Consider the following 23,872-nt stretch of genomic DNA (forward strand, 5'->3'; position numbering starts at 1 on the left):
CGCCCTCGCTGTGGTCACGATGCGGCTGCAGAATGAGGCAGAATACCGCTCAGTGGCAGCCCACCAGACACTGGTGCACGGGCTCTCAACGCCCAGCGCAGTTCACGCAGCCCTGCGGCAGCCGGAGTACTACGTGCCGGGTCTGCCGGTCGACGAGGTGGCACGCCGCTACGGGCTGAGCGCCGCGGACATCGCGAAGCTCGGATCGGCGGAGAATCCCTACGGGCCGTCGCCGGCCGCGCAAGCTGCCGTGGCCGATGCGATCAGCCGGATGCAGCTCTACCCGTCGTGGACCGCCGAGCCGCTGCGCGAGCGGCTGGCCGAGACCTACGGCTACGAGCAGCGCAACTACCTCTGCGGCGCCGGCGAGACCGAGATCATCTCGGTGCTCATCCGGGCCTTTGCCGGTCAAGGCGATCCGATCTTGATGCCGGCTCCGTGCTTCCCGATGTACCACCTCTTCGCCGAGGCAGAGGGCCGCGTGGCCGACTTGCGCTACGAGGCGACCGATCCCCGGACGATGGCGGTGGACGTCGACGCTTACATCGGGGCGATCCGTCCCGAGCACAAGATCGTGTTCATCACCAATCCCCACTCGCCCTCAGGTACCTGGATGGCCGAGCCCGACTTGCGGCGGGTGATCGAGGCGGCCTCGCACTGTCTCGTGGTGCTCGACGAGGCCTACGTGCACTACTCGGGACACCACGGCGGCATCGGGTTGGTGGAGGAGTACCCGAACCTGATCGTGCTGCGGACGTTCTCGAAGGTGTACGGCCTCGCGGGGCTCCGGCTGGGGTTCGGCGTAGCCCACGCCGGTGTCATCGACGCGCTGCTGGCAGCGAAGCCCACATGGAACGTCGGCCAGCTGCAGATCGCGGGCGGCGTGGCCGCGCTGGGGGATCACGAGTTTGTCGCCAAGACGGTGGACACCATCTGCGACGCGCGCTCCTATGTGCAGGAGCTCTTCGATGTCAAGCTCGACCGGTTTCGCTGCGTCGAGGGCTCCCGGTCGAACTTCTTCCTGATCGAGTTGTTGGATCAGGACCTGAACTCCAACGATGTGTGGCAGTCGCTCCTGGAACGGGGGGTGATCACGAAGGACGGCGCCGTGTCGTTCCGCGGCCTCGGCACGCGGTTCCTGCGAGCCGACGTCGGCTTCCGCGGGCGCATGGACCAACTCGTTGCGGCGTTAGGGGATCTTCCGTGAGCCGGGCGCTTGCCGCCCGCTACTACACCGACCCGGAGATCTTCTCCGCCGAGCTGGACGCGGTGTTCGCTCGATCCTGGGTGATGGTGGGCCACGAGTCCCAAGTCGCGGAACATGGCCAGGTGCTGACGGCCACGGTCGGCGACGAGTCGGTGTTCGTGGTGAACAACCGGGGGCAGCTCGGTGCCTTCTACAACGTGTGCCAGCACCGCGGCCATGAGCTGTTCCCCCCGCAGCGGCCCGGCGGCGACGAGTTCTCCGTGCCAGGGCTCATGACATGCCCCTACCACGCGTGGGTGTACAACCTTGACGGCACGCTGGCCAGCGCGCGCAGCCGGGATGTCGGCGAGATCTGCCTGCCGCCGGTGCGAATGGAGCAGCTCGGCGGTTTTGTCTTCGTGAACCTTGACCACGGCGCGCTTGGCTTGGCGCAGGTGGCTCCCGGCGTGGAATCCGAGTTGCTGGCCAACGCGCCCGCGGCGCCCGAGCGGGTGCTGAGCTGGCGCAACACCCACCTCGTGAGGGCCAACTGGAAGGTCGCGGTGGAGAACTACAACGAGTGCTACCACTGCCCCAACGTGCATCGTTCATTCACGACCGGCGTGGTCGATCCGGCCAGCTACCGCATCCGCTGCGAGGGCGACGTGATCCGCCACGCGGCCAAGGGCGCACCGCCCTCCCAGTCCGGTTACACCCGTCTCGGTGAGGGCGCCGACTACGTGGCGTACTTCGTCTGGCCCGCTTCGGCGATCCAGGTGTACCCCGGCCAGGTCGTCAACACGTTCCGCTGGATTCCGCTCGCTGTGGACCAGACGCTGCTGGTACGGGAGTTCTGGCTGGACACTGCCGAGCCCTCTGATGTGCAGCGCGAGGTGATCGACTTGGACTGGCAGACGACGGCCACCGAGGACTTCGGCTTGGTGGAATCGGTGCAGCGCGGCATGTCGAGCCGCGGCTACCGACCCGGACCGCTCGTGTGCGAGCCCTCAGGCGTCGGCACGGTGCACAGCGAGGATTCCGTCGCGCACCTGGGGCAGCTGGCAGTGACGGCACTGGGCGACCGTGCCGGCTGATGGCTGACGAGGTCGGGTCCAACCGCACTGCAGCACTGGCCGAGTTCCTGGCAGGCGCCGCCGGCAGCGTGCCCGGGCGCCTCGCAGCCAGCGCCGAGAACTGCGTGCTGGACACGATCGGCTGCATGGTCTTCGGCGCCTCGCTGCCGTGGGCTCAAACGGCGGCCGCCTATGCCCAGCAGGCGGGTGGCCCCCGCAGCTCGTCGATCATCTGCGGCGACCGCACCACGGCGGCCATGGCTGCCTTCGCCAACGGCACTGCCGCGCACGCGTTCGAGCTGGACGACGTTCACGAGGAGTCGATCTCGCACCCAGGCGCGGTGGTGGTGCCCGCGGTGCTGGCGTTGGCCGAAGAACTGGGCGCGTCGGGTGCCGATGCGCTGGAGGCCGTGGTGGTGGGCTATGAAGCGATGGGCCGGGCGGGGATCGCCGTCGGGCCCGCAGCCCACCTCCTGCGGGGGTTCCACCCGACCTCGATGTGCGGTGTGTTCGGTGCTGCCGCTGCTGCCGGTCGGCTGCTGGGGCTGAGCGCCCCGCAGCTGCGTGACGCCTTCGGGATCGCCGCCACGCTGGCGTCGGGGACGATGGAGTTCGCGTCGTCGGGCGGCCAGACCAAGCGTCTCCACGCAGGTCGCGCCGCCGAGGGCGGCATGATGGCAGCCCGGCTGGCCGCCGGCGGCTTCGAAGGACCGGCCGACGGGCTGGCCGGAACCTACGGCTTTTGCCGGGTGTTCAGCGACGAGCCCCGAGTCGAGCTGCTGACCGACGAACTCGGGAGCCGCTGGATGCTGGACGAGATCACCGTCAAGCCGTGGGCGGCGTGCAGCGACATCCACCCGCTGATCCAAGCCACCCTCGAGCTGCGCGCCGCTTACGGCTTGCGCCCCGACATGGTCGAGCGCATCGAGGCGACGGCGCCCACGAAGGCCGCTGTCCACAACAGCGGGGACGGCACGGCTTCAGTAATGGCTGCGCAGTACTCGGGTCCGTGGAACATTGCGGCGGCGCTCGTGGCGGATCCCGCGGACCCTGCCACCTACGGCGCGGACCGGATTGCCGATCCGGTGCTGGTCCGACTGCAGTCGAAGGTTGTCGCCATTGCTGCGGATGCGCGCTGGGATGCAACCTACGCGCACAAGATGGGCGGCTCGGTGCGCATCACGTTGCGCGACGGTCGCGTGCTGGAACGCTCGGTGTGCGGCCAGAAGGGATCCATGCACGATCCCCTGAGTGCCGATGAGATCGAAGCCAAGTTCGCCATGCTCGCTGGGTCGCACGCAGATGTGCTGCGGGACTGGGTGCGAGCCTTGCCGGCTGCCTCCAGGGTGGCGCTGCCCGCCGTGGCCCCTGAGGCCTCTTCATGAGCGCGCCGCACCCGCCGCGGATTGCCGTGGTCGGCAGCCTCAACGCCGACGTGACGCTCTGGGTGCCGCGCCGGCCCTCGCCCGACGAGACGCTGCACGCCGAGCGCATCGCGTGGTTCCGCGGGGGCAAGGGCGCCAACCAGGCCATCGCAGCGGCCCGGTTGGGTGCCGAGGTGGTGATGGTGGGCCGGGTCGGCGACGACACCCAGGGACGGTGGCTGCGATCGGGCCTCGAAGCGGAGGGGATCGACTGCCGGCACGTCGCCAGCGTCGACGTTCCGACCGGGCTGGCGGTAATCACCGTCGATCCCGACGACGTGTCGATCGTGGTGGCTGCGGGTGCCAATGCATCGCTGGATGCTGCGGGCGTGCAGGCGGCCGCCGCCGAGATCGCCGCGGCCGATGCGCTGCTGCTGCAGGGCGAGGTGAGCGCCGCCGCTGCCCGGGCCGCCGCCGAGATTGCCCGCGAGCACGGTGTGACCGTCGTGGCGAACCCCGCTCCGTACAACGACGTGGCACCGGCGGTGCTGCCGCTGGCGGACGTCATCATCGTGAACCGCGCCGAAGCTGAGCAGTTGCGTCGCCCCGAGGCCGGCGGCGGGGTTGGGGATCTGCGCTCCGATGCGGTGCTCGTGGAGACGCGGAGCGCGGCGGGCTGCGTCGTCGGCGCGCCTCGAGTCGCCGAGACTGCGCAGCTTTCACAGAGGGCGCCGGACATGCCCGCCGACGGCGCAACGGATGCCGACCGGGAGATCACCGTGCATGCACCGCAGGTCGCCGCAGTCGATGCCACCGGCGCTGGGGACGCGTTCGCCGGAGCGTTGGCGGTGGCCATGGCGTCAGGTGCGACTGTTGAGGAAGCGGCGCACCTGGCCGTGCGGGCCGGCGCTTGGGCAGTGACGGTCGCCGGAGCGCAGCCGAGCCTGCCGACGGCTGAGCAACTGGCAGGCTTCGGCGATCTCGCCCCCTAGCTGCCTCGCTCAGGCTGCCCCGTACAGCCGGTCTCCGGCATCGCCGAGGCCCGGCACGATGTAGGCCTGTTCGTTGAGGTGGCTGTCGACGGCGGCGGTCACGATGCGGATGTCGGGGACACTGCTGCGCAACGCCTCGATTCCCTCTGGCGCTGCCAGGGCGCACACCATGGTGACCCGGCCCACGCCCGAGGCTGCCAGCACGCGGATCACCTCCGCCGCCGAACCGCCGGTCGCCAGCATCGGGTCGAGCACCAGCACGGGCCGGTCCTCCAGCACGCTCGGCAGCGATTCGAGATAGCACTCGTGGCTGACGCCGTCGGGTGACTCGAGCCGCCGCATGCCGATGAACCCGACCGGTGCGGCGGGCAGCAGTCGCAGCGCCGCATCCAGCATCCCCAGCCCGGCCCGCAGCACCGGCACGATCGCCGGCATCGGGTCGAGCCGGGATCCCTCGGCAGGCCCCAGCGGCGTCTCCACTTGGGCCGGGGCCGATGTCGCATCGGCAAGGGCTTCGGACACCAGCAGGAATGTCAGCGAATCGAGCCGCTGGCGGAACTCCTCGACATCGGTGTCCTTGTCGCGTAGCCGGGTGAGGAGGGCTGCAGCTACCGGATGGTCGACGACGGTGATGTTCATGGGCTGATGTTCTCGTGTTCGCTCATGTGGACGGGCTCTGCCAATGGACCAAGGTTCCGTGCGCAAGTTAGGTCCTCAGGGGTACACCCGCCGACGCTTCATTGGCCCTACGCTCACAGCACTGCCGCCGTCAAGCGGTTCTCGCCACATCTCAAGCAACTTGCCGCGTCTGCCAGCACGGTGGTGCGCGGTTGCCCTGCACACCCAAGGGAGGTCACCCGATGAACAGCCAAGCCGGCGAATCCAACAGCGGCGCAGCTGTGCGCGGACTGCTGCTGGTGCTGGTGGCCGTCGTCGTGGGCGTGCTGCTGCTGCGCTCGGTTGACGATCCTGACGAGGTTGTGACGACGGACACCGCGCCCGCAGCCGAGCCCGGCGACACGCTTCCGGCGGTGACACAGCCGCCCGCGACGACCGGCGCACCCAGCGACGGCGGCACGACCGGCGGCGACACTGTCAGCACGGTTGTCGTGGCCACCACGACGCCTGCGGCCACCGACACCACCTCCACCGATGCCGAGCCCTTCCAGCCCAGACCGGCCGCGGAGGTCTCGATCCAGGTGGCCAACTCCACGACGGTGCGCGGCGCAGCGGGGCGGCTCACCGACCGCTTCAAGACGCTGAGCTACATCACCAAGTCACCCACCAACTATCTGGGCACGCCGCTGGAGCGGACTCGCATCTACTACCAGCCGGGCTCGCTGCTCGAAGCACGGGCGATCGCCGGAGTGCTCGAGCTCGACGCCGACAACGACGTCTTCACGATGCTGGCTGACACAGCGGCCGTGCAGAGCTTCGAGACGCCCGACGTGCTGGTGACGCTGGGGACCGATCTGGCCGAGTAGCCGATCGGGCGGAGCCGTCTCTATGCGAGTGGTTGCCTGCCCGGACAAGTTCCGCGGCACCGCGTCGGCTGCGCAGGTCGCGGCAGCCATCGAGGCAGGCATCCGCCGGCACGCCGGCAGCGCTGCGGACGTTGCGTGCCTGCCCGCTGCGGACGGCGGCGAGGGCACGCTCGAGGCGCTGGGCGGACCGAACCGCACGTCGCTGGTGACCGGTCCGCTGCGTGCGCGCATCGAAGCCGCATGGCGGCTGGAGCGCGACACGGCGATCATCGAGATGGCCCGCGCCAGCGGGCTGCTGCTGGCTGGGGGAGCCGAGGGGAACGATCCGCTCGCAGCAACCACGGCGGGCACAGGCGAGCTCATCGCGGAGGCCGTCGCCAGCGGTGCCCGGCGAGTGATCGTGGGCGTGGGCGGCTCGGCCACGACCGACGGCGGACTGGGCGCGCTCGACGCCATGGCGCCGCTGGCCCGCCTCGCCGGAGTCTCGGTGGTGGTGGCCTGCGACGTGCGCACGCGGTTCTGTGACGCTGCGCGCATCTTCGGCCCGCAGAAGGGCGCCTCGCCGCCGCAGATCAAGCTGCTGACCCGCCGCCTCGAGCGCCTCGCCGACCTGTACGCCGAACGGTACGGCGTCGACGTCAGCGAGATGGCCCGAGCGGGTGCCGCCGGGGGCCTCGCGGGCGGGCTGGCGGCGGGTATGCGTGCCGAACTGGCAGAGGGTTTCGAGGTGGTGGCGGACGAGATCGGCCTGGCCGAGGCGATCGAGCGAGCCGACCTGGTCATCACCGGCGAGGGCCGTCTCGACGCAGGTTCGTTCGACGGCAAGGTCGTGGGAGGCGTGCTGGCGATGGCCGCCGAAGCCCGAGTGCCCACCGGCGTCATCGCGGGCGCCCGCGAGCCGGGCTTCGAACTCGACGCTGCGACGGGACCCGGCGATCAAGGGCAGGCGACCGGTTTGGTCGTGCTGTCGGAGCGCTACGGGCCGGAGCGGTCGATGACCGACACGCTGTCAGCGGTGAGCGACGCTGCCGCCGCCCTGGCCGCCGACCTCATCGGGGCCGCGGGAGTTGGCGGTTAGCACTCTCAGCTCTAGAGTGCTAACCGCTGCAGGCAGTGCGGCAGCGATGCGGCCACCCGTCCGTCGCCGCCCATTGTCCCGTTATCCATTCAGCATCCATTCAGACAGTGTCACCGAGGACAGGAGCCACCTGATATGGCCAAGATGATCAGCTTTGACGACGAGGCCCGCCGAGCGCTCGAGTCAGGCATGAACCAGCTTGCCGACGCCGTGCGCGTCACGCTGGGCCCCAAGGGCCGCAACGTCGTGCTGGACAAGAAGTGGGGCGCCCCCACGATCACCAACGACGGTGTGTCGATCGCCAAGGACATCGAGCTGGAGGACCCGGTCGAGCGCATCGGGGCCGAGCTTGTCAAGGAGGTCGCCAAGAAGACCGACGACGTAGCCGGCGACGGCACCACCACCGCCACCGTGCTGGCCTGGACGATGGTGCGCGACGGCCTGCGGAACGTGGCGGCCGGTGCCAACCCGATGGCCATCAAGCGTGGCATCGAGGCGGGCGTCGAGGCCGCCGTCGGGGCCATCGAGGACATGGCGATCAGCGTCACCGACTCCAAGACCCATGTCGCGCAGGTCGCGGCCATCTCGGCTGCCGACGGTGACATCGGCCAGCTGATCAGTGACGCGTTCGACAACGTCGGCAAGGACGGCGTGATCACCGTCGAGGAGTCCCAGACGTTCGGCCTCGAGATGGATCTCGTCGAGGGCATGCGCTTCGACAAGGGCTACATCTCGCCCTACTTCGTCACCGATCCCGACTCGCAGGAAGCGGTGCTGGACGATGCCTACCTGCTGTTCATGCAGGGCAAGATCTCGGCGGTGCGTGACGTGCTGCCGGTGCTCGAGAAGGTGACCCAGGCAGGCAAGCCGCTGGTGATCATTGCGGAGGACATCGAGGGCGAGGCGCTGGCCACCCTGGTGGTGAACAAGATCCGCGGCACGATCCGATCGGTCGCCGTGAAGGCGCCCGGATTCGGCGACCGCCGCAAGGCCATGCTGGCCGACATGGCGATCCTGACCGGCGGTCAGGTCATCAGCGAGGACGTCGGCCTCAAGCTCGAGAACACCACGCTCGACCTGCTGGGCACCTCCCGCCGGGTGGTCGTCACCAAGGACGAGACCACCATCATCGAGGGCTCGGGCGACGAGGGCGAGGTGCGGGGCCGCATCGAGCAGATCAAGAACGAGATCGACAACACCGACTCCGACTACGACCGAGAGAAGCTGCAGGAACGGCTGGCGAAGCTGTCCGGCGGCGTGGCGGTGCTGCGGGTCGGCGCAGCCACCGAGGTCGAGCTGAAGGAGAAGAAGCACCGCATCGAGGACGCCGTCAGCACCACCAAGGCAGCCATCGAGGCTGGCGTGGTGACCGGAGGCGGCGTCACGCTGGTGCGTGCCGAGTCGGCCGTGCAGGCGGTCGCCGAAGCGCTCGACGGCGACGAGGCCACCGGTGCGCGGCTGGTCGAGCGTGCGCTGGCCGGTCCGCTGAAGCAGATCGCCGAGAACGCCGGCTACGAAGGCGGCGTGGTGCTCAGCAAGGTGCGCGACCTCGACGGCGCGATGGGCCTCAACGCCGCTACCGGCGAATACGAGGACCTTGTCGGTGCCGGCGTGATCGATGCCGCCAAGGTGACGCTGTCGGCGCTGCAGAACGCTGCGTCGATCGCGGCGCTGTTCCTCACCACCGAGGCAGTGATCTGCGACGAGCCCGACGCCGGCGGCGCTCCCGCCATGCCGGACATGGACTTCTAGCGCCAGGCACACTCACTCTGGGAGAACCGCCTCCCAGAAGTTCAACAGAACAGCCCAACCCAACGCAACGGCCCGGGTCTTGTGCCCGGGCTGCTGCGCGCCTGGGCGGCACAGCCGGGGCGGAGCGCAACGAAGGGCGCCGGTACCCTGACCGGATGCGGCGGGGGCGCACGATGCGAGTGCTGGTGGACCGCCTGCGCCAGGGCACGTGGCGACAGTCACCCGATGAGGTCGTGGTGGAGGAGCCGCTCGAGATCCGCCTCGACGGGCACATGGTGGCCACCACCATGCGCACGCCCGGCCACGACTACGAGCTGGCGGCGGGGTTCTGCGCCGGCGACGGGCTGCTCGACGGCGCGGCGGTGACGGGCGTGCGCTACTGCGGCGAGGGTCCCGCGGCCGAATTCGAATACAACGTCGTCACCGTGGAGACCGGCGGCAAGGCGCCCGTGCCGACGCCCCGCCTCGGCAACGTCAGCGCCGCCTGCGGGATCTGCGGCAGCACCACCATCACCGACATGGCCGCACGCTTGGGGCCGCTGGCGGGCACCCGTCAATTCAGTGTCGACGCCGTTCATGCAGCCCTGGCTTCGGTGCCGGCGGCACAGGAGATGTTCGGCCGCACCGGCGGGCTGCACGCCGCCGCGACCTTCGACGCCGACGGTCGTATCGACGTGCTGCGCGAGGACATCGGGCGCCACAACGCCGTCGACAAGGTGATCGGCAGACGCTTGCTCGACGGACGTGACGACGCAGGCGCGATGGCTCTGTTCGTGAGCGGTCGGGCCAGTTTCGAGATGGTGCAGAAGGCGTGGGCGGCGGGCATCGGCACCCTCGTCGCTGTCAGTGCACCCAGCTCGCTTGCGATCGAGTCGGCTCGGGCTGCGGCCATCACGCTGGCGGGCTTTGCCCGCGGCGATGAGCTGAACGTGTACAGCGGCAGCCTGGCAGGGGTTCCCGAGCGTCTCGGCGAAGCCTCCGCACCTGCCGGGGCTCCTCCCTAGGCTGCCCGGGTGTCACAGATGCCAGAGGTGACGACGTCGGTCGGATGGGGCGTGCTGCACCTGTTCTGCAAGCTCACGCCCGCCGCCGACCGGGCTGGTGTGCTCGCCGCCGTCGGGGACACCGTCGACGACGATCACCAGGTGCTGGCCGTGGCCGTGCTGGGACACAAGGCCGATGTCGGCTTCATGGCGCTGGGGCCCGACCTGTGGCGGCTGCGCAAGCTGCAGACGCTGGTGCAGCAGGCAGGCCTCGAGGTCGCCGACAGCTATGTCTCGATGACCGAGGTGAGCGAGTACGCGCCCGACCTGCCGCCGGAGATGAAGACCCCGCGGCTCTACCCGCAGCTGCCGCCCGAGGGCAAGCGGGCATTCTGCTTCTACCCCATGTCGAAGCGCCGAGGTGCGGTGGCCGAAGGCAGCGGCAACTGGTTCACGCTGCCGTACGACACCCGCCGCGAGCTGATGTATGAGCACGGCACGTCAGGCCGCAAGTTCCGCGGCCGGATCCTGCAGGTGGTGACCGGGTCCACCGGAGTCGACGACTTCGAGTGGGGCGTGACGCTGTTCGGCGAGCACCTCGACGACCTCAAGGAGGTCGTGTACACGATGCGCTTCGACGAGGCCAGCGCCATCTACGGCGAATTCGGCACCTTCTACACCGGACTCCTCGCCGACACCCCCACGGTCCTCGATCGCATCGGCCTTCGCTAGAAGGCGCTTCAGACACGGCCTCCAGCAAGAGGCGGCTTCGCGGTCGGCGGAGGGCGAGTCGTAGTCTGTTGGCCAGCACATCCGGGCCCTGCTCGGGCTGCCCGGCGAGACCACTCTGCGAGGTTGCGATGTCTGAGTACTCCGCCCCGGTCGACGACATGCTGTTCGTGCTTGAGCACGTGGCCGACCTGGAGGACTTGGCCGGGCACGAACGGTTCGCGCACGCCGACCTGGAGACCGCGAGCGCGCTCCTCGACGAAGCCGGCCGCTTCATGTCTGCCGAGGTTGCCCCGCTGAACGTGCCCGGCGACCAGCAGGGGCTCGACTTCGACAACGGCGTGATCACCCATCCCGACGGCTTCGCCGATGCCTACCGCAAGTTCGTCGACGCCGGCTGGAACGGCATGGCCTTCGACGACGACTTCGGCGGCGGCGGGATGCCGTGGTGCGTGGGCCTGGCCGTCCAGGAGATGCTGACCTCGGCCAGCATGGCGTTCAGCCTGTGCCCGCTGCTGACCCAGGGTGCCATCGACGCCCTCACCCACCACGCCGACGAGACGCTGCAGCAGACGTTCCTGCCCAAGATGATCAGCGGAGAGTGGTCGGGCACGATGAACCTGACCGAGCCCCACGCCGGCTCTGACGTGGGCGCCCTCACCAGCCGTGCGATCCCGCAGGACGACGGCAGCTACCTCATCACCGGCACGAAGATCTTCATCACCTACGGCGAGCACGAGCTTGCCGACAACATCGTCCACCTGGTGCTGGCCCGCACGCCCGAGGGCCCCCCGGGCACCCGCGGCATCAGCCTGTTCCTGGTGCCGAAGTACTTGGTCAATGCCGACGGCTCGCTGGGGCCTCGCAACGACCTGCGCGCAGTGTCCACCGAGCACAAGATCGGCATCCACGCCAGTCCCACCTGCGTGATGTCCTACGGCGACGAGGGTGGTGCGGTCGGCTATCTCGTGGGCCCCGAGCACGGCGGCATGCGGGCCATGTTCACCATGATGAACAACGCCCGGCTGTCGGTGGGCCTGCAGGGGCTGTCGCTGACCGAGCGGGCGTACCAGCAGGCGCGGGAGTACGCGCTGACCCGCAAGCAGGGGCGGGCGATCGGCGCCGAGCTGCCGCCGGGCGAGTCGTCGCCGATCGTGGATCACGCCGACGTGCGGCGGATGCTGCTGACGATGCGGGCGAACGCCGAGGCCATGCGCTGCGTGATGTACCTGAATGCGGCGGCGATCGACCGGTCCATCGTGGCAACCGATCCCGACGAGCGCGAGCGGGCCGACGAGCTCACCGCGATCCTGACGCCGATCAGCAAGGGCTGGGGCACCGATCTGGGCGTGGAGATGACCTCGCTCGGCGTGCAGGTGCATGGCGGCATGGGCTATGTGGAGGAGACCGGCGCCGCGCAGCACTGGCGCGACAGCCGGATCGCCCCGATCTACGAGGGCACCAACGGCATCCAGGCGGCGGACCTGGCCTTCCGCAAGCTGCCGCTCGGCGGTGGGGAGGCCATGGCGCGCCTGATCGGCGAGATGGGCACAACCGCAGGCAGCCTGGCCGCCAGCGACGATTCCGATCTGGCTGCGATCGGCGCTGCGCTGGGCGACGGCGTTGCGGCCATGGGCGAAGCGGCGATGTGGCTGGGCGGTCAGCTCTCGGCGGCGCCGAATGATGTGGCCGCGGGCTCGTCGCCGTTCATGCGGCTCGCCGGCGTGGTGGTCGGCGGCTGGCTCTTGGGCCGCAGTGCGCAGGCGGCTGCTGGGCTGCTGGCGGATCAGGGCTTGACAGTCGCTGATGCCCGAGACGGGGGTTCGGGTGGGTCCGACGGCGCTGTGTCACCGCAGTTCCTGGCCGACAAGGTCGCCACCGCTCGCTTCTATGCCGATCAGATCCTGCCGTCGGCTCGCGGGCTGGTGCCTGCGGTCACCGGCGGCGCCGAGCTGTTCTACGCCATCCCGGCCGACCGGCTCTGACCCCGCAGGCCTGTGGCAAGGAGCGAGCGCGGGAGCGACGACATGACCGGCGCTGATCCCGCCGACGGCACGATCGAGCGGCTGAGCGGCTTCTTCGAACGTTCGGGGCCGGTGATCGTGGCGTTCAGCGGCGGTGTTGACTCGTCGTTGGTGGCCTGGGCCGCCAACGACGTGCTCCGCGACGATGCGCTCTGCGTCACTGCCGTCTCGCCGAGCCTCGCAACCGACGAGGCAGCCGACTGCGCGGCCCTGGCGGCCGAGTGGGGGCTGGTATGGCAGACCGTCGAGACCGACGAGATGACGCGCGCCGCGTACCGCATCAACGACACAGACCGCTGTTTCCACTGCAAGTCAGCCCTCATGGACCAGCTCGAACCGCTCGCGTCGGCGCGGGGCGCGCTGGTGGTGCTCGGCGTGAACGTCGACGACCTGGGCGATCACCGGCCGGGCCAGCACGCCGCACGCGACCGGGGCGCCCGCTTCCCGCTGGTGGAGACGGGCTTCACGAAGGACGACGTGCGGCGCGTCAGCGCTGATCTGGGTTTGCGAACCTGGGACAAGCCCGCCGCCGCATGCCTGGCCTCGCGGTTGCCCTATGGCACTCAGGTGACGGTGCCCTTGCTGGCACGGCTGGACCGGGCCGAATCGGCCCTGCGCCGGCTGGGCTTCGGCCAGCTGCGGGTCCGCGACTACGGCGACACGGCGCGCATCGAGCTGCCGCTCGACGATCTGGCCGAGGCGGTCCAACGACGTGAGGCCATCGTGGAAGCGATCAGCGGTGTCGGCTACCGCTATGTGACGCTCGACTTGGAGGGCTTCCGCTCGGGCAACCTCAACGGCGCGCTTGCGGACGGCAACTGCGTTGTACCCGCCGCCTCAGAGGCCAATCGATGAGCGTCGCATCGGTGGACGAAGCGGCGACGCTGCTGGCCGACGGGGCGATCGCTGCGTTGGGGGGCTGGGTCGCGCGTTGCGTGGCTGAGACGTGCGAGCGAGCAGGTGTCGACCCCGCGGGCCTCCGTGAGCAGGTACGTGCAGCGGGCGAGCAGTGTGTCGCCGAGATCGGCCCTCCGCTGCGGGACCTGCTGGCTACCGATGTCGACGAGCAGCAGACCACGCCGCTGAGCGTGCTGCGCAGCGCCGTGCGATTCCCGACCCAGGTGCTCGCGGACGGCGGTGTGCCCGAACCCGATCGCGACGATTTCGAAAGGTCGCGTTTCGGGGACGATCCCTACGGACTGACGCCGGCCTCGTTCGCCGACATCCACCCCGACCTCGGCCCGCTCGGCATCGCCTGGGGCGCAGCCAAGGCGTTCGAGGTGCTGCAGCGTCGTCGCACGGCCGAGCCTGCGAGGCGCATCGACACGGCCGAGCCTGCGAGGCGCATAGACACAGAGGGGCAGCGATGACGGCGTTCAGCGATCGCCGCGCAGCGCTGGTGCAGACGGCCGATGCTGCCGAACTGCCCGGCGCGCTGAGCCAGCTCACCGATTCGTGGCTGGCCGAGCAGTTTGCCGCCGAGGCTGCCGACTGGGGGCTGAACGGCGACCACGGCTCGGGCAGCGGCGTGGCGCTCGTGGCCGTCGGCGGCTACGGCCGTGCCGAGCTGTGCCCCGGCAGCGACATCGACTTGTTGCTGCTGCACGACGGCCGCGAGTCGCTGCTGGCGAGCGACGGTGCGCTGGGGGACAGCCCGCAGCGGGGCAACCTGGCCGACCGCCTGTGGTACCCGATCTGGGACGAAAAGCTGAAGCTGGGCCACGCCGTGCGCTCGCTGGCGGGGACGCTGGACCTGGCAGCGTCGGACATCGACACGGCAACGGCGTTAGTGGATGCCCGCCACCTCGCGGGCGACGAAACTCTGACCGCCCAACTCATCGAGGGTGTAAACGCCGACTGGCGCGACAACGCCTCACAGCGGCTCGACGACTTGCAGCGCGCCGTCAATCGCCGGCACAACCAGAGCGGCGAAGTGGCCTTCCTGCTGGAGCCCGACCTGAAGACCGGCCGTGGCGGGCTGCGTGATGCCCATGCGATCCGCTGGGCGCAGCTGGCGGGTGCCGATCTTCCCGCCGCAGACGCCGGTCGCCTCGCCGACGCCTACCAGACGTTGCTGCGGGCACGGGTGGAGCTGCACCGCACCACCGGCCTGCGCAGTGACGTGCTGTCTGCGGACGACCAGGACGCCGTGGCCGAGCGATCAGGCGCAGTCGACGCCGACGCGTTCATGGCTGAGATCGCACAGGCCGGGCGCATCATCGCGTTCCTATCGGACCAGCTGTGGTCGAGCGTCGCCCGCAAGCAAACCGAGTTCGTTGCACCCGATGTCGATATAGCTGGATTGTCGGTGAGCGACGGCGAACTGGTCATCGACGGCGACCCTGCTGCCGATGTGGTGCTGGTGCTGCATGCGGCGGTGCAGTCGGCCCGCGGCGACATCCCGATCAGCCGTGCCAGTCTCGACAAGCTGGCCGAGCGCCAGGCGCAGTTTCCCGATCCGTGGCCGCACGGCGCCCGGGACCTGTTCGTCGAGCTGCTCGGCTGCGGGCACCGGGCCATCAACGTCATCGAGACCCTCGATTACTTCGGCGTGTGGACCAAGGTGCTGCCCGAGTGGGCGCCGAACCGCAATCGCCCCCAGCGGTCTCGCTACCACCGCTTCACTGTCGACCGGCACCTGCTCGAGGCCGTCGCCATCGCAGCCCGCTTCACCCACCGTGTGGCACGGCCCGACCTGCTGCTGATGGGAGCGCTGCTGCACGACATCGGCAAGGGCTATCCGGGCGACCACACGCAGGCCGGCATGCGCCTGGCGGGTCCGATCGCCCGACGCTGCGGCTGGAGCTCCGACGACGCCGACACGCTGGTGCGCCTGGTGCAGCACCACCTGCTGCTGACCGACATCGCCACCCGGCGAGACCTCGACGACCCGCTGACCGTCGCCACCGTTGCCCGCGCCGTGGACACGCAGGAGTTCTTGGAGCTGCTGGCCGTGATGACCGAGGCCGACTGCATGGCGACCGGGCCGATGGCGTGGGGCGACTGGACTGCAAACCTGGTCTCCGCTCTCGTCGAGATGACCTCCGAGCACTTGAGCGGCGCGGACCAGGCGCAGTCCAGCCATCGGCGCCTGCTCACCGAGGAGGTCGTGGAATTGATGGCAGCCGGGGAGACGGCGCTGCGAGTCGAGGACGACGTGCTCACTGTGGTGGCGCCCGACGAGCGCGGGCTGTTCAGCCGCGCTGCGGGCGTGCTGGCGCTGCGGGGGCTCGACGTGCTGCAGGCGGACGCCTATTCGAGCCCGGCGGGCATGGCAGTGTCGTCGTTCCGCATCGTGCCGCCCGATACGCCGGTCGATTGGGATCGGGTCGTTTACGACGTGCGCCGGTCGCTGCGCGGCCACCTGGCGCTGGAGGCGCGCATCGCCGAGCGCGCCCGGGTGTACCGGCGCCGCCGGGCGCTGTCAGCCACCAGGGCCGCGACCAAGGTCACCTTCGATGCCGAGTCAGCCACGGGCGCAACAATCGTGGAGATCCGCACCGAGGATCACATCGGCGTGCTCTACAAGGTGACCCGGGTGCTGGCCGAGATGGGCCTCGACATCCGCTCGGCCAAGATCCAGACGCTGGCGAACGTGGTGGTCGACTCGTTCTACGTGGTCGGTCCCGACGGTCCGGTCATCGACGAAGCGCACCAGCGCGAGGTCGAGCTGGCCCTGCACCACGCCCTCGCCTAGCTGTTCAGTCTGGTTCCTGCTGGCGCAAACTGTTCAGTCTGGTTCTTGCTGGCGCAAGAACTGCTCCAACTCGTTGATGAGGCCGTCGGGGTTCTCGACCATCTCGCTGAAGTCCTCGACGGCTTCGGCGGCGGACTCTTCGAGGATCTGCTGCGCGTACTGGGCGAGAGTGTCGTCGCCGGCGACCAGCTCGTCGATCTGGCGGCCGTAGTTGGCAGCGGCGCTGTGCAGCTCGGACTCGCCGAGCGTGACGCCCATGAACTGCGCGACGCGCTCGGCCAGTGCCAGCGCCGCCTTCGGCGAGGGGTAGTTGTGCACGTAGGTGGGCACGGTGGCCCAGAACGACACGCTCGCGAAGCCGGCTCGGTGGCAGGCGTCGTTGAGCACGCCGATGATGCCGGTCGGCCCCTCGTAGGTGGACTGGCGCAGGCCCATCGTGAGGTTCAGCGCGGCGTTGTTGGATGCCCCCACCACGTTGACCGGCGCATTGTGATGGGTGTCGGTGAGCAGCGCGCCCAGCGTCACCACCGTGGAAACGCCCAGCGTCTCGGCCATCTCGATGATCACGTCGCAGAACGTGCGCCAGCGCAGCCGGGGCTCGACACCCAGCACGGTGATCACCGACCGGCCGTCGTCGGCCTCGCCGACGCGCACATCGGGTGTCGGCCAGTCGATCTCCCGCTCGCCGTCCACGACGTGCACGCTCGGCCTCACCGAGGCGAAGTCGTAGAAGAACTCCGGGTCGATCTGGGCCACGGGATGGCAGCGAAAGCGCCGCCGCAGGTACTTGGCCGACTCGGTGGCGGCATCGCCGGCGTCATTCCAGCCCGAGAACGCTGCGATGAGAACGGCGTCGCTGCCTGGTTCGGGGTGCTCGAACCACTCCATATGGCCCACGGACGGGAGGCTATCCGCGCCCTCCTGCGAGCCGACCCTGCGGTGACCGGATGCACCTACCATGCGCTTCGTGGCCTATCAGACCGGTACCGGCGGCGCAGCGCCCGCCTCGGCGCACCCTGATGTGCAGATCGCGGTGTGCGAGGGGGTCAACGACGAGCTGGTTGCCGCGTTCGCCCGCCTGCACCCGCAGCTGTCGAGCTCGCCACCGCCCGACGCGGCAGCGCTGGAGCGCATCGTGGGTCACGCCGCCAACACGGTGCTCATCGCGCGAGATAGCGCAGGCGGGATCGTCGGCGCCATGATCCTGGTGCTCTTCCCGCTGGCCAGCGGGCTGCGGGCGTGGATCGAGGATGTCGTGGTGGACGAGTCGGCACGTGGCCGCGGCATCGGCGCGGCGCTCAACCGGCGGGCCATCGAGATCGCCCAGCAGGCGGGTGCCCGCACGGTGGACCTGACCTCTCGACCCGACCGGGAGGCCGCCAACCGCCTGTACGCCCGGCTCGGCTTCAACCAGCGGAACACCAACGTCTACCGGCTCGAGTTGTGAGTACGGTGCGCAGCCAGACAGCCTTCCGCAGACGGCTGCAACACCCTTGAGGAGGCCCCAGGACCATGGATCCCGACAGCATCAACCTGGGCCTGCTCGTCCTGCGAGTCATCGTGGGCGTCACCCTGGCGCTGCACGGCATCGCCAAGTTCCGCGGCGGCATCGGGGGCGTCGGCAACTGGTTCGCCGCCGAGGGGCTGCGCCCAGGCCTGCTGCACGCCTACCTCGCTGCTCTCACTGAGATCGGCGCCGGCTTCGGCCTGGCGCTGGGGCTGCTGACGCCGCTCAGCTCGATGGCGTTCATCGGCGTGATGTCGACTGCCGGGTGGGTCGGTCATCGCAAGAACGGCTTCTTCATCATCCGCGAGGGCTGGGAGTACGTGTTCGTGCTGGCCGTGGCGGCGGCGGCCGTGGCGGCGACCGGTCCCGGCGACTGGTCGGTGGACAACGCAATCGGCCTCGACTGGAGCGGGCCGGTCTGGTTCGCTGTCGCCATCGCCGGCGGGCTGGTGTCGACGGTCCTGCTGCTGGCGGTCTGCTACCGGCCCAACGCCCCAGCGGAGCAGTGACAACCCCGCTCCGTCGGCGACACTCTGTCAAGCACACTCGCGCGCTGAGATCACCCCAATGAGACCGACCCAGTGAGGCGCGGGCGATGAGGTGGGGGCTCTTCGGGCGGCTGGTCGGCTACAGCACGGTGTCGGCCGGCACGGTGGTGGTGACCCAAGCCGTGCTGGTCGTGGCCTATGCCGTGCTGGAGTGGCAGGCGGTCGTGGCCAACGTGGCGGCGGTGTGCGTCGCCGCCGGGCCGGCCTACTACGCCAACCGACGCTGGGTCTGGTCTCGCACCGACCGCCATTCGCTGACCGGCGAGATCCTGCCGTTCTGGGCTTACAGCCTCGCCGGGCTCGGCATCTCGTCGCTGGCAGTGGCGCTGGCCGACCGGTGGTGGCAGTCCACCGTGGCCGTCTCGGCGGCGAACCTCATCGGCTTCGGAGTTCTGTGGGCGGGGAAGTTCATCCTGCTGGACCGGGTGCTGTTCGCCCGGCCCGAGGCCCCTGCCAATGCGCGGGGCTCAGCCTCTGGACGCCAGTGAATCCAGAGCTGTCAGCGCTGGCCCAGTGGGTGAAGGGCTTCATGCCCCACGACGAGGGCATGGCGCTGTACCGGGCCGCGACCGAAGTGGCCTCGCTGGGGCCGTTGGTGGAGATCGGCTCGTACTGCGGCAAGTCGGCGGTGTACCTGGGTGCTGCTGCGGCAGAGTCCGGCGGGGTGCTGTTCACGATCGACCACCACCGTGGTTCCGAGGAGATGCAGGCGGGCTGGGAGCATCACGACGCCGAGCTGGTCGACCCCAGCACCGGCCGCATGGACTCGCTGCCGGTCCTGCGCCGGACGCTCATCGACGCCGGCCTCGAAGACGCCGTCGTAGCCATCGTGGGCGACTCAGTCACGGTCGCGGCGCACTGGTCGAGCGCTGCCCTGGTGTTCATCGACGGCGGCCACGGCGACGCGCCGGCCCATGCCGACTACGAGGCCTGGGTGCCCAAGGTGATGCCGGGCGGCCTGCTGGCCATCCACGACGTGTTCCCCGATCCCGCCGACGGCGGCCGCCCGCCCTATGAGATCTGGCTGCGCGCTCTGGACGACGGCTTCATCGAGCACGCCTCCGAGGGCAGCCTGCGCGTCCTGCGCAACCCGGTCAGCGACCCGGCGTGGTCGTGAGCGTGCCCGCAGCCGCGCTGCGCTGGTCGAGCGCGTCGGTGGCCAGCAGCACGGCCGCAGCGGTGTAGCTGGTGCGCTCGGCGTCGGGAAAGGTCCGGGACTTGGGCACGACCCAGCCGGTGTAGTAGCTGCCGTCATCATTGCGCATCGCAGACGTGGCCTCGATGAGCCGCCGGGCTGTTGCCGCATCGCCGGTGCGGAGGTAGGCGATCGCGCACTCGCACGTCTCTGCTGCAGTCACCCAGGCTTGATCGGCCACACAGCGCACGCCTTGAGCGAGCACGAACTTGGGCGCGCCGGCGGCGAGGTGGGAGCGGGCCTGTGCGCCGGTCAGCGCGCCACTCAGCACCGGGTAGTACCAGTCCATTGCCCAACGGTCCTTGGGCTCGAAGCCGTCGGGCCGGTGGCGGATCTGGCGGAGAGTGCGGGCCAGGGTGCTTGCCCACGCGGGACGCTCGTGACCGGTCAGCTCGGCCAGCGCCAGCCCGCACCGAAGCGACTGGCAGATCGACGACGACCCGGTCAGCAGCGCGTACGGCCACGGTGTGCCGTTGGCGTGCACCGCCCAGGGGATGTGCCCGCTGGCGGTGCGCAGGCTCACCACGAAGTCGAGCGCCCGTGCCACGGTCGACCACATCGCCTCGACGAACCCGCGGTCGCCGGTGGCAAGCCAGTGATGCCAGACGCCCACCGCGACATAGGCGCAACAGTTGGTGTCAACCTTGAAGTCCTTGACGCCGAGTGCGGTGTAGTAGTTGTGCCAGCTGCCCGTGTTGTGCTGGTTCGCCTGCAGCCACTCGTACGCGCGCTCGGCCGCCCGGTAGCGCCCCGCCGTCGCCAGCGCCATGGCCGTCTCGACGTGATTCCACGGATCGGCATGCCCGCCGTCGAACCACAGGATGAGACCGTCGGGCTGCTGGCAGACCTCGATGGCATCGGCCGTGGCAGCGACCTCCGCGCCCGTCAGCAGCGGCGCCGTTTCGACCACCAATTCAGGCCGCATGAGCGGCTCCCACCGGTTCGGCGAGCGACTGAGATGCCTCATGGGCACGGGCCTTGTAGGCGTACAGGACTGTTGACTTGGGCAGCACGGCATTGAGCAGGCGGTCGAGCGTGCGCGTGAGCGGCGGTGCCTCGGTCATGTCCCACACCAGCAGCCGGTGGTAGGCCCGCACCAGCGGGTGCTGATCGTTGTGCGGCCCGACCAGGCAGCGCAGCCACCAGTACGGCGTGTGCAGACCGTGCGCGCCATGACTGTCAGAGACGTACAGGCCGGCCGCTGCCAGCTTGGCTCGCAGCTCGTCGGCGCTGTAGATGCGCACGTGGCCGTCGGGCACGGCGGGCGCGTGGTAGTCGGCCGACAGCGCCCAGCAGACCCGCTCGGCGGCTCGCGCGGGAACCGTCACCGCAATCGTGCCGCCGGGCCGCAGCACCCGTGCCAGCTCGGCGATGGCGCACTCGTCGTCGACGATGTGCTCGAGCACCTCCGCAGCGATGATCCGGTCGAAACTGGTGTCTGGGTACGGCAAGGCAGTGGCATCGGCCACCACTGCATGACCGAGCGGCTGGCCGGCGGGAGAGTCGATCTCGCCGGCGTCGTCCATGGCAGCGAACATGTCGGTGACGGCGCGCAGCTCGCCGGGATCACGGTCCGACGCCATGGTGACGCAGCCGCGCCGGGCGCTCTCGAAGGCGTGACGGCCCGCGCCGCAGCCCAGGTCCAGTACCCGGTCGCCGCGAACGGCGCCGAGACGCTCGTAGTCGACGGTGAGCATCAGCGCCCGGCGCTCAGCCTCTGCATCGGCGACGAACGCGGCGGCCGCTTTGGCGTCTCGGCCAGCAGCGCACGGTATTGATCGACGGTCTTGCGGGCCGTGGCCGCCCACGAGTAGTTCGCCTTCACCCTCGCCCGTCCGGCAGCTCCCACGGTCGCCCGAAGATCGGGCTGAGCGAGCGCCCAGCCGATGCGTGCCGCCAGCGCCTCCGAATCGCCGGGCGGCACCTGCAGGCAGGTCTCGCCGTCGGCGCCGGTGACCTCGGGCAACGCGCCCCCGGTGGTCGCCACCAACGGCACCCCGCACGACATCGCCTCGACGGCTGGAAGTGAGAAGCCCTCGTACAGCGACGGCACCACGGCCAGCTGCGCCTCGTTGTAGAGCTCCACGATGCGCTCGTCGGGCACCCCGCTCACGAACTCGACGCTGCCGGCCAGGTCGAGCCGATCGATGAGCCGGCTCGCTGCCGAGTCGTCCTTGGGTCGCCCGATCACCACGAGGTGCAGCGAGGGATCCTCGGTGCGCAGCTTGGCCAGTGCCTCGAGCAGGTAGGCGAGGCCCTTCATGGCCACGTCGGCGCTGGCGGTGGTCATCAGCCGGCCCGGCACCGGCGTCACGTGCGGCAGGGGCCGGAACTGGGCCGGATCGACGCCGACCGTGACGATGTTCAGGCGGGCGGGGTCCACGCCGAGGTCGGTCACGATGTCGTCGAAGCTGTTGGTGGAAACGGTCACGATCCGATCGAGGCGCCGCGCCACCCGGTTCTGCATGCGGGTGAAGGCGTAGAAGCGCCGCATGGCGAGCCGCTTGCCACGGGTGGGCGCATGGGCGATCTCCAGCCGCCGGTCCACCGTGATCGGGTGATGGATCGTGCCCAGCGTGGGCACGCCGGCCCGCCGCAGCCAGTCGATGCCGTAGCCAAGGCACTGGTTGTCGTGCACCAAGTCGAAGTCGTCGAGCCGGCTGCGCAGCGCCCGGAATGCCCGCAGGCTGAACGTCAGCGGCTCGGCGAACGAGGCCGTGCAGGTGATGAGCCACTCCAGCACGTCGATCGGCGAGCGGAACTCGGACAGCTTGGGCACCCGGAACGGATCGGGCATGCGGTACAGGTCGAGGCTTTCCAACTCAGTGAGCTTGATGCCCGGGTCGAGGTGCGGGTAGGGCGGCCCGCTGAACACCTCGACGCTGTGGCCCAGCGACGACAGCTCACGTGCCAGGTGACGGACATAGATGCCCTGGCCGCCGACCCAGGGATGACCGCGGTAGGTCAGCAGTGCGACACGCAGCGGCCGATCGGCGTCGTGCTCGTCCCCGATGACCTGTGCGGTGTCGGGTCCCATCGCTGCCTCCGTGTGCGTGCGAGGCCCCGGCCCCAGGGGCCAGACGATCGCACAGGTCGCGTGAGGCTACCGGCGACCCGTCTCCGCCCCGGTACCGTTCGCAGCGCATGGCTGACACTCCTGAGGCTCCGGCGGCGCCGGCTCCAGCGCTGCCGGCGGATCATCCGATCCACCGGCTCGGCGACAGCCTGTACATGCGGGCGGCCCGCTGCCGGCGTACCGAGCAGGTGCCGGTGTGGTTCCAGCGGCAGGCCGGGCGCTCACTGCCCGAGTACCGGGCACTGCGAGGCCACGGCAGCATTCTCGACGCCATCGCCGATCCGGCCACCGCCGCTGAGATCACCTTGCAGCCGGTGCGCCGCTACGGGGTGGATGCGGCCGTGCTGTTCTCCGACATCGTGGTGCCGGCTGCCGCCGTCGGGTTCGGGATCGACGTGGTGCCCGGCGTGGGGCCGGTGGCCGGCCAGCCGCTGCGCAGCCGCACCGATCTGGATCGGCTGCCCGAGCTTGACGCCGAGGAGCACACCCCGTACGTGCTCGACACCGTGCGCCTGCTGGCCGCCGAGCTCGACGTGCCGCTCGTCGGCTTCGCCGGGGCGCCGTTCACGGTGGCGAGCTACCTAGTCGAAGGCGCACCTTCCCGCCAGCACCTGCGGACCAAGTCGCTCATGTACACCGACACTGCGTTGTGGCACGACCTCATGGAGCGGCTGGCGTCGATAGCTGTGGCCTCGATGCGATCGCAGGTGCTCGCGGGCGCCAGCGCCGTGCAGCTGTTCGACTCGTGGGCGGGCACGCTGTCGCCCGCCGACTACGCGGCGTTCGTGGCGCCGCACAGCAAGCGGGTCTTCGACGAACTGGCCGACCTCGGTGTGCCCCGGGCGCACTTCGGCGTGGGCACCGGGGAGCTGCTCGACCAGATGGCCGGAGTGGGCGCCGATGTGGTGGGCGTGGACTGGCGGGTGCCGCTCGAGGTGGCCCGCGAGCGGGTCGGGCCGGGCGTCGCGCTGCAGGGCAACCTCGACCCGGCCCTGTGCGTGGCAGGATGGGATGCCGTGCGCCCTGCCGCTGGCCGCATCCTGGCCGCGGGCACGCAGGAAAGCGGCTACATCTTCAATCTGGGCCACGGCGTGCTGCCCGAGACCGACCCCGCGGTGCTTGAGCGGCTGACCGACTATGTGCACGCGTACCGGCGGCCAGTGCCCAAACAGCCCGACTGAGTG

Annotated in this window: 23 protein-coding genes; 18 read left to right on the plus strand and 5 right to left on the minus strand. The window is 69.9% G+C overall.

Going from position 1 to position 23,872, the window contains the following annotated elements; all coding sequences use genetic code 11:
* Positions 1-52 precede the first annotated feature (52 nt).
* From ACOGW9_RS11780 to ACOGW9_RS11795, 4 genes are read left to right on the plus strand one after another with little or no spacing between them, the layout of a single operon-like run.
* The gene (locus tag ACOGW9_RS11780) at positions 53-1,207 is read left to right on the plus strand and encodes a pyridoxal phosphate-dependent aminotransferase (RefSeq protein ID WP_419911446.1); all 1,155 of its coding nucleotides are present in this window, start codon (positions 53-55) and stop codon (positions 1,205-1,207) included.
* Complete coding sequence (locus ACOGW9_RS11785) at positions 1,204-2,280, plus strand: aromatic ring-hydroxylating oxygenase subunit alpha (protein WP_419911448.1); 1,077 nt, start codon at positions 1,204-1,206, stop codon at positions 2,278-2,280. Before ACOGW9_RS11780 ends, ACOGW9_RS11785 begins: the two co-directional genes overlap by 4 nt.
* The gene (locus tag ACOGW9_RS11790; protein WP_419911451.1) at positions 2,280-3,644 is read left to right on the plus strand and encodes an MmgE/PrpD family protein; all 1,365 of its coding nucleotides are present in this window, start codon (positions 2,280-2,282) and stop codon (positions 3,642-3,644) included. Before ACOGW9_RS11785 ends, ACOGW9_RS11790 begins: the two co-directional genes overlap by 1 nt.
* Positions 3,641-4,615 carry a ribokinase gene (locus ACOGW9_RS11795; protein ID WP_419911453.1) on the plus strand — a complete coding sequence of 325 codons (975 nt, stop codon included), beginning with the start codon at positions 3,641-3,643 and terminating at the stop codon, positions 4,613-4,615. The genes ACOGW9_RS11790 and ACOGW9_RS11795 overlap by 4 nt, the downstream gene beginning before the upstream one ends.
* Positions 4,616-4,624: 9 nt before the next feature.
* Here the strand turns inward: ACOGW9_RS11795 and upp are convergent, their stop codons facing one another.
* On the minus strand, positions 4,625-5,254 hold the full coding sequence (gene upp, locus ACOGW9_RS11800) for a uracil phosphoribosyltransferase (protein ID WP_419911455.1): 630 nt from the start codon (positions 5,252-5,254) through the stop codon (positions 4,625-4,627).
* 221 nt (positions 5,255-5,475) lie between these two features.
* On the opposite strand from upp, the gene ACOGW9_RS11805 reads away from it, so the two are divergent.
* From ACOGW9_RS11805 to ACOGW9_RS11845, 9 genes are all read left to right on the plus strand, one after another.
* Positions 5,476-6,099 (plus strand): LytR C-terminal domain-containing protein, encoded by a 624-nt coding sequence (locus ACOGW9_RS11805; RefSeq protein WP_419911457.1) that lies wholly within the window; start codon positions 5,476-5,478, stop codon positions 6,097-6,099.
* A 22-nt stretch (positions 6,100-6,121) separates the two neighbouring features.
* Positions 6,122-7,177, plus strand: coding sequence for a glycerate kinase (locus ACOGW9_RS11810; RefSeq protein WP_419911459.1), 1,056 nt, complete (start codon positions 6,122-6,124; stop codon positions 7,175-7,177).
* Positions 7,178-7,312: 135 nt separating this feature from the next.
* Positions 7,313-8,929 (plus strand): chaperonin GroEL, encoded by a 1,617-nt coding sequence (groL, locus tag ACOGW9_RS11815; RefSeq protein ID WP_419911461.1) that lies wholly within the window; start codon positions 7,313-7,315, stop codon positions 8,927-8,929.
* Between the two features lie 155 nt (positions 8,930-9,084).
* Positions 9,085-9,933 (plus strand): formate dehydrogenase accessory sulfurtransferase FdhD, encoded by an 849-nt coding sequence (fdhD, locus tag ACOGW9_RS11820; RefSeq protein WP_419911463.1) that lies wholly within the window; start codon positions 9,085-9,087, stop codon positions 9,931-9,933.
* 18 nt (positions 9,934-9,951) lie between these two features.
* The gene (locus tag ACOGW9_RS11825) at positions 9,952-10,644 is read left to right on the plus strand and encodes a chlorite dismutase family protein (RefSeq protein WP_419913065.1); all 693 of its coding nucleotides are present in this window, start codon (positions 9,952-9,954) and stop codon (positions 10,642-10,644) included.
* A gap of 128 nt (positions 10,645-10,772) precedes the next feature.
* The gene (locus ACOGW9_RS11830; RefSeq protein ID WP_419911465.1) at positions 10,773-12,626 is read left to right on the plus strand and encodes an acyl-CoA dehydrogenase; all 1,854 of its coding nucleotides are present in this window, start codon (positions 10,773-10,775) and stop codon (positions 12,624-12,626) included.
* Between the two features lie 42 nt (positions 12,627-12,668).
* Positions 12,669-13,520: an ATP-dependent sacrificial sulfur transferase LarE gene (gene larE / locus ACOGW9_RS11835; RefSeq protein ID WP_419911467.1), complete on the plus strand. Its 852-nt coding sequence runs from the start codon at positions 12,669-12,671 to the stop codon at positions 13,518-13,520.
* A complete protein-coding gene (locus tag ACOGW9_RS11840) occupies positions 13,517-14,035 on the plus strand; it encodes a hypothetical protein (RefSeq protein ID WP_419911469.1) in 519 nt (172 codons plus the stop codon). Before larE ends, ACOGW9_RS11840 begins: the two co-directional genes overlap by 4 nt.
* The gene (locus ACOGW9_RS11845; protein WP_419911471.1) at positions 14,032-16,362 is read left to right on the plus strand and encodes a [protein-PII] uridylyltransferase; all 2,331 of its coding nucleotides are present in this window, start codon (positions 14,032-14,034) and stop codon (positions 16,360-16,362) included. Before ACOGW9_RS11840 ends, ACOGW9_RS11845 begins: the two co-directional genes overlap by 4 nt.
* Before the next feature lie 33 nt (positions 16,363-16,395).
* Here ACOGW9_RS11845 and ACOGW9_RS11850 read toward each other — a convergent pair whose 3' ends face one another.
* Positions 16,396-17,250, minus strand: a complete 855-nt coding sequence (locus ACOGW9_RS11850) for a PAC2 family protein (RefSeq protein ID WP_419913067.1) — start codon at positions 17,248-17,250, stop codon at positions 16,396-16,398.
* Positions 17,251-17,329: 79 nt separating this feature from the next.
* On the opposite strand from ACOGW9_RS11850, the gene ACOGW9_RS11855 reads away from it, so the two are divergent.
* From ACOGW9_RS11855 to ACOGW9_RS11870, 4 genes are all read left to right on the plus strand, one after another.
* Complete coding sequence (locus ACOGW9_RS11855) at positions 17,330-17,809, plus strand: GNAT family N-acetyltransferase (protein WP_419911473.1); 480 nt, start codon at positions 17,330-17,332, stop codon at positions 17,807-17,809.
* 65 nt (positions 17,810-17,874) lie between these two features.
* Positions 17,875-18,378 carry a DoxX family protein gene (locus tag ACOGW9_RS11860; RefSeq protein ID WP_419911475.1) on the plus strand — a complete coding sequence of 168 codons (504 nt, stop codon included), beginning with the start codon at positions 17,875-17,877 and terminating at the stop codon, positions 18,376-18,378.
* An 86-nt stretch (positions 18,379-18,464) separates the two neighbouring features.
* A complete protein-coding gene (locus ACOGW9_RS11865; RefSeq protein ID WP_419911477.1) occupies positions 18,465-18,905 on the plus strand; it encodes a GtrA family protein in 441 nt (146 codons plus the stop codon).
* A complete protein-coding gene (locus ACOGW9_RS11870) occupies positions 18,902-19,534 on the plus strand; it encodes a class I SAM-dependent methyltransferase (protein ID WP_419911479.1) in 633 nt (210 codons plus the stop codon). The genes ACOGW9_RS11865 and ACOGW9_RS11870 overlap by 4 nt, the downstream gene beginning before the upstream one ends.
* On the opposite strand, the gene ACOGW9_RS11875 is transcribed toward ACOGW9_RS11870, so the two are convergent.
* The 3 genes from ACOGW9_RS11875 to ACOGW9_RS11885 are packed head-to-tail and all read right to left on the minus strand — an operon-like array spanning position 19,512 to position 22,649.
* Positions 19,512-20,537: a prenyltransferase gene (locus tag ACOGW9_RS11875; RefSeq protein ID WP_419911481.1), complete on the minus strand. Its 1,026-nt coding sequence runs from the start codon at positions 20,535-20,537 to the stop codon at positions 19,512-19,514. The two genes, ACOGW9_RS11870 and ACOGW9_RS11875, sit on opposite strands and share 23 nt — an antisense overlap.
* Positions 20,527-21,309 (minus strand): class I SAM-dependent methyltransferase, encoded by a 783-nt coding sequence (locus tag ACOGW9_RS11880; RefSeq protein ID WP_419911483.1) that lies wholly within the window; start codon positions 21,307-21,309, stop codon positions 20,527-20,529. The genes ACOGW9_RS11875 and ACOGW9_RS11880 overlap by 11 nt, the downstream gene beginning before the upstream one ends.
* Positions 21,309-22,649 carry a glycosyltransferase family 4 protein gene (locus ACOGW9_RS11885; protein ID WP_419911485.1) on the minus strand — a complete coding sequence of 447 codons (1,341 nt, stop codon included), beginning with the start codon at positions 22,647-22,649 and terminating at the stop codon, positions 21,309-21,311. The genes ACOGW9_RS11880 and ACOGW9_RS11885 overlap by 1 nt, the downstream gene beginning before the upstream one ends.
* Before the next feature lie 107 nt (positions 22,650-22,756).
* Between ACOGW9_RS11885 and hemE the strand changes: the two genes are divergently transcribed.
* Positions 22,757-23,869, plus strand: a complete 1,113-nt coding sequence (hemE, locus tag ACOGW9_RS11890; RefSeq protein WP_419911487.1) for a uroporphyrinogen decarboxylase — start codon at positions 22,757-22,759, stop codon at positions 23,867-23,869.
* The last annotated feature ends 3 nt before the right edge of the window (positions 23,870-23,872 follow it).

Origin of the sequence: Candidatus Poriferisodalis sp. (assembly GCF_965203655.1) — a bacterium.
Classification (GTDB): domain Bacteria; phylum Actinomycetota; class Acidimicrobiia; order Acidimicrobiales; family Poriferisodalaceae; genus Poriferisodalis.

Bases quoted from the DNA above. Each gene is read 5' to 3' on its own strand.
- ACOGW9_RS11885 (WP_419911485.1), bottom strand. From the start codon at position 22,649: ATGGGACCCGACACCGCACAGGTCATCGGGGACGAGCACGACGCCGAT.
- ACOGW9_RS11810 (WP_419911459.1), top strand. From the start codon at position 6,122: ATGCGAGTGGTTGCCTGCCCGGACAAGTTCCGCGGCACCGCGTCGGCT.
- ACOGW9_RS11865 (WP_419911477.1), top strand. From the start codon at position 18,465: ATGAGGTGGGGGCTCTTCGGGCGGCTGGTCGGCTACAGCACGGTGTCG.
- ACOGW9_RS11850 (WP_419913067.1), bottom strand. From the start codon at position 17,250: ATGGAGTGGTTCGAGCACCCCGAACCAGGCAGCGACGCCGTTCTCATC.
- ACOGW9_RS11840 (WP_419911469.1), top strand. From the start codon at position 13,517: ATGAGCGTCGCATCGGTGGACGAAGCGGCGACGCTGCTGGCCGACGGG.
- ACOGW9_RS11825 (WP_419913065.1), top strand. From the start codon at position 9,952: ATGCCAGAGGTGACGACGTCGGTCGGATGGGGCGTGCTGCACCTGTTC.
- ACOGW9_RS11790 (WP_419911451.1), top strand. From the start codon at position 2,280: ATGGCTGACGAGGTCGGGTCCAACCGCACTGCAGCACTGGCCGAGTTC.
- ACOGW9_RS11880 (WP_419911483.1), bottom strand. From the start codon at position 21,309: ATGCTCACCGTCGACTACGAGCGTCTCGGCGCCGTTCGCGGCGACCGG.
- ACOGW9_RS11860 (WP_419911475.1), top strand. From the start codon at position 17,875: ATGGATCCCGACAGCATCAACCTGGGCCTGCTCGTCCTGCGAGTCATC.
- upp (WP_419911455.1), bottom strand. From the start codon at position 5,254: ATGAACATCACCGTCGTCGACCATCCGGTAGCTGCAGCCCTCCTCACC.
- ACOGW9_RS11805 (WP_419911457.1), top strand. From the start codon at position 5,476: ATGAACAGCCAAGCCGGCGAATCCAACAGCGGCGCAGCTGTGCGCGGA.
- ACOGW9_RS11845 (WP_419911471.1), top strand. From the start codon at position 14,032: ATGACGGCGTTCAGCGATCGCCGCGCAGCGCTGGTGCAGACGGCCGAT.
- ACOGW9_RS11830 (WP_419911465.1), top strand. From the start codon at position 10,773: ATGTCTGAGTACTCCGCCCCGGTCGACGACATGCTGTTCGTGCTTGAG.
- ACOGW9_RS11795 (WP_419911453.1), top strand. From the start codon at position 3,641: ATGAGCGCGCCGCACCCGCCGCGGATTGCCGTGGTCGGCAGCCTCAAC.
- hemE (WP_419911487.1), top strand. From the start codon at position 22,757: ATGGCTGACACTCCTGAGGCTCCGGCGGCGCCGGCTCCAGCGCTGCCG.
- groL (WP_419911461.1), top strand. From the start codon at position 7,313: ATGGCCAAGATGATCAGCTTTGACGACGAGGCCCGCCGAGCGCTCGAG.
- fdhD (WP_419911463.1), top strand. From the start codon at position 9,085: ATGCGGCGGGGGCGCACGATGCGAGTGCTGGTGGACCGCCTGCGCCAG.
- ACOGW9_RS11875 (WP_419911481.1), bottom strand. From the start codon at position 20,537: ATGCGGCCTGAATTGGTGGTCGAAACGGCGCCGCTGCTGACGGGCGCG.
- larE (WP_419911467.1), top strand. From the start codon at position 12,669: ATGACCGGCGCTGATCCCGCCGACGGCACGATCGAGCGGCTGAGCGGC.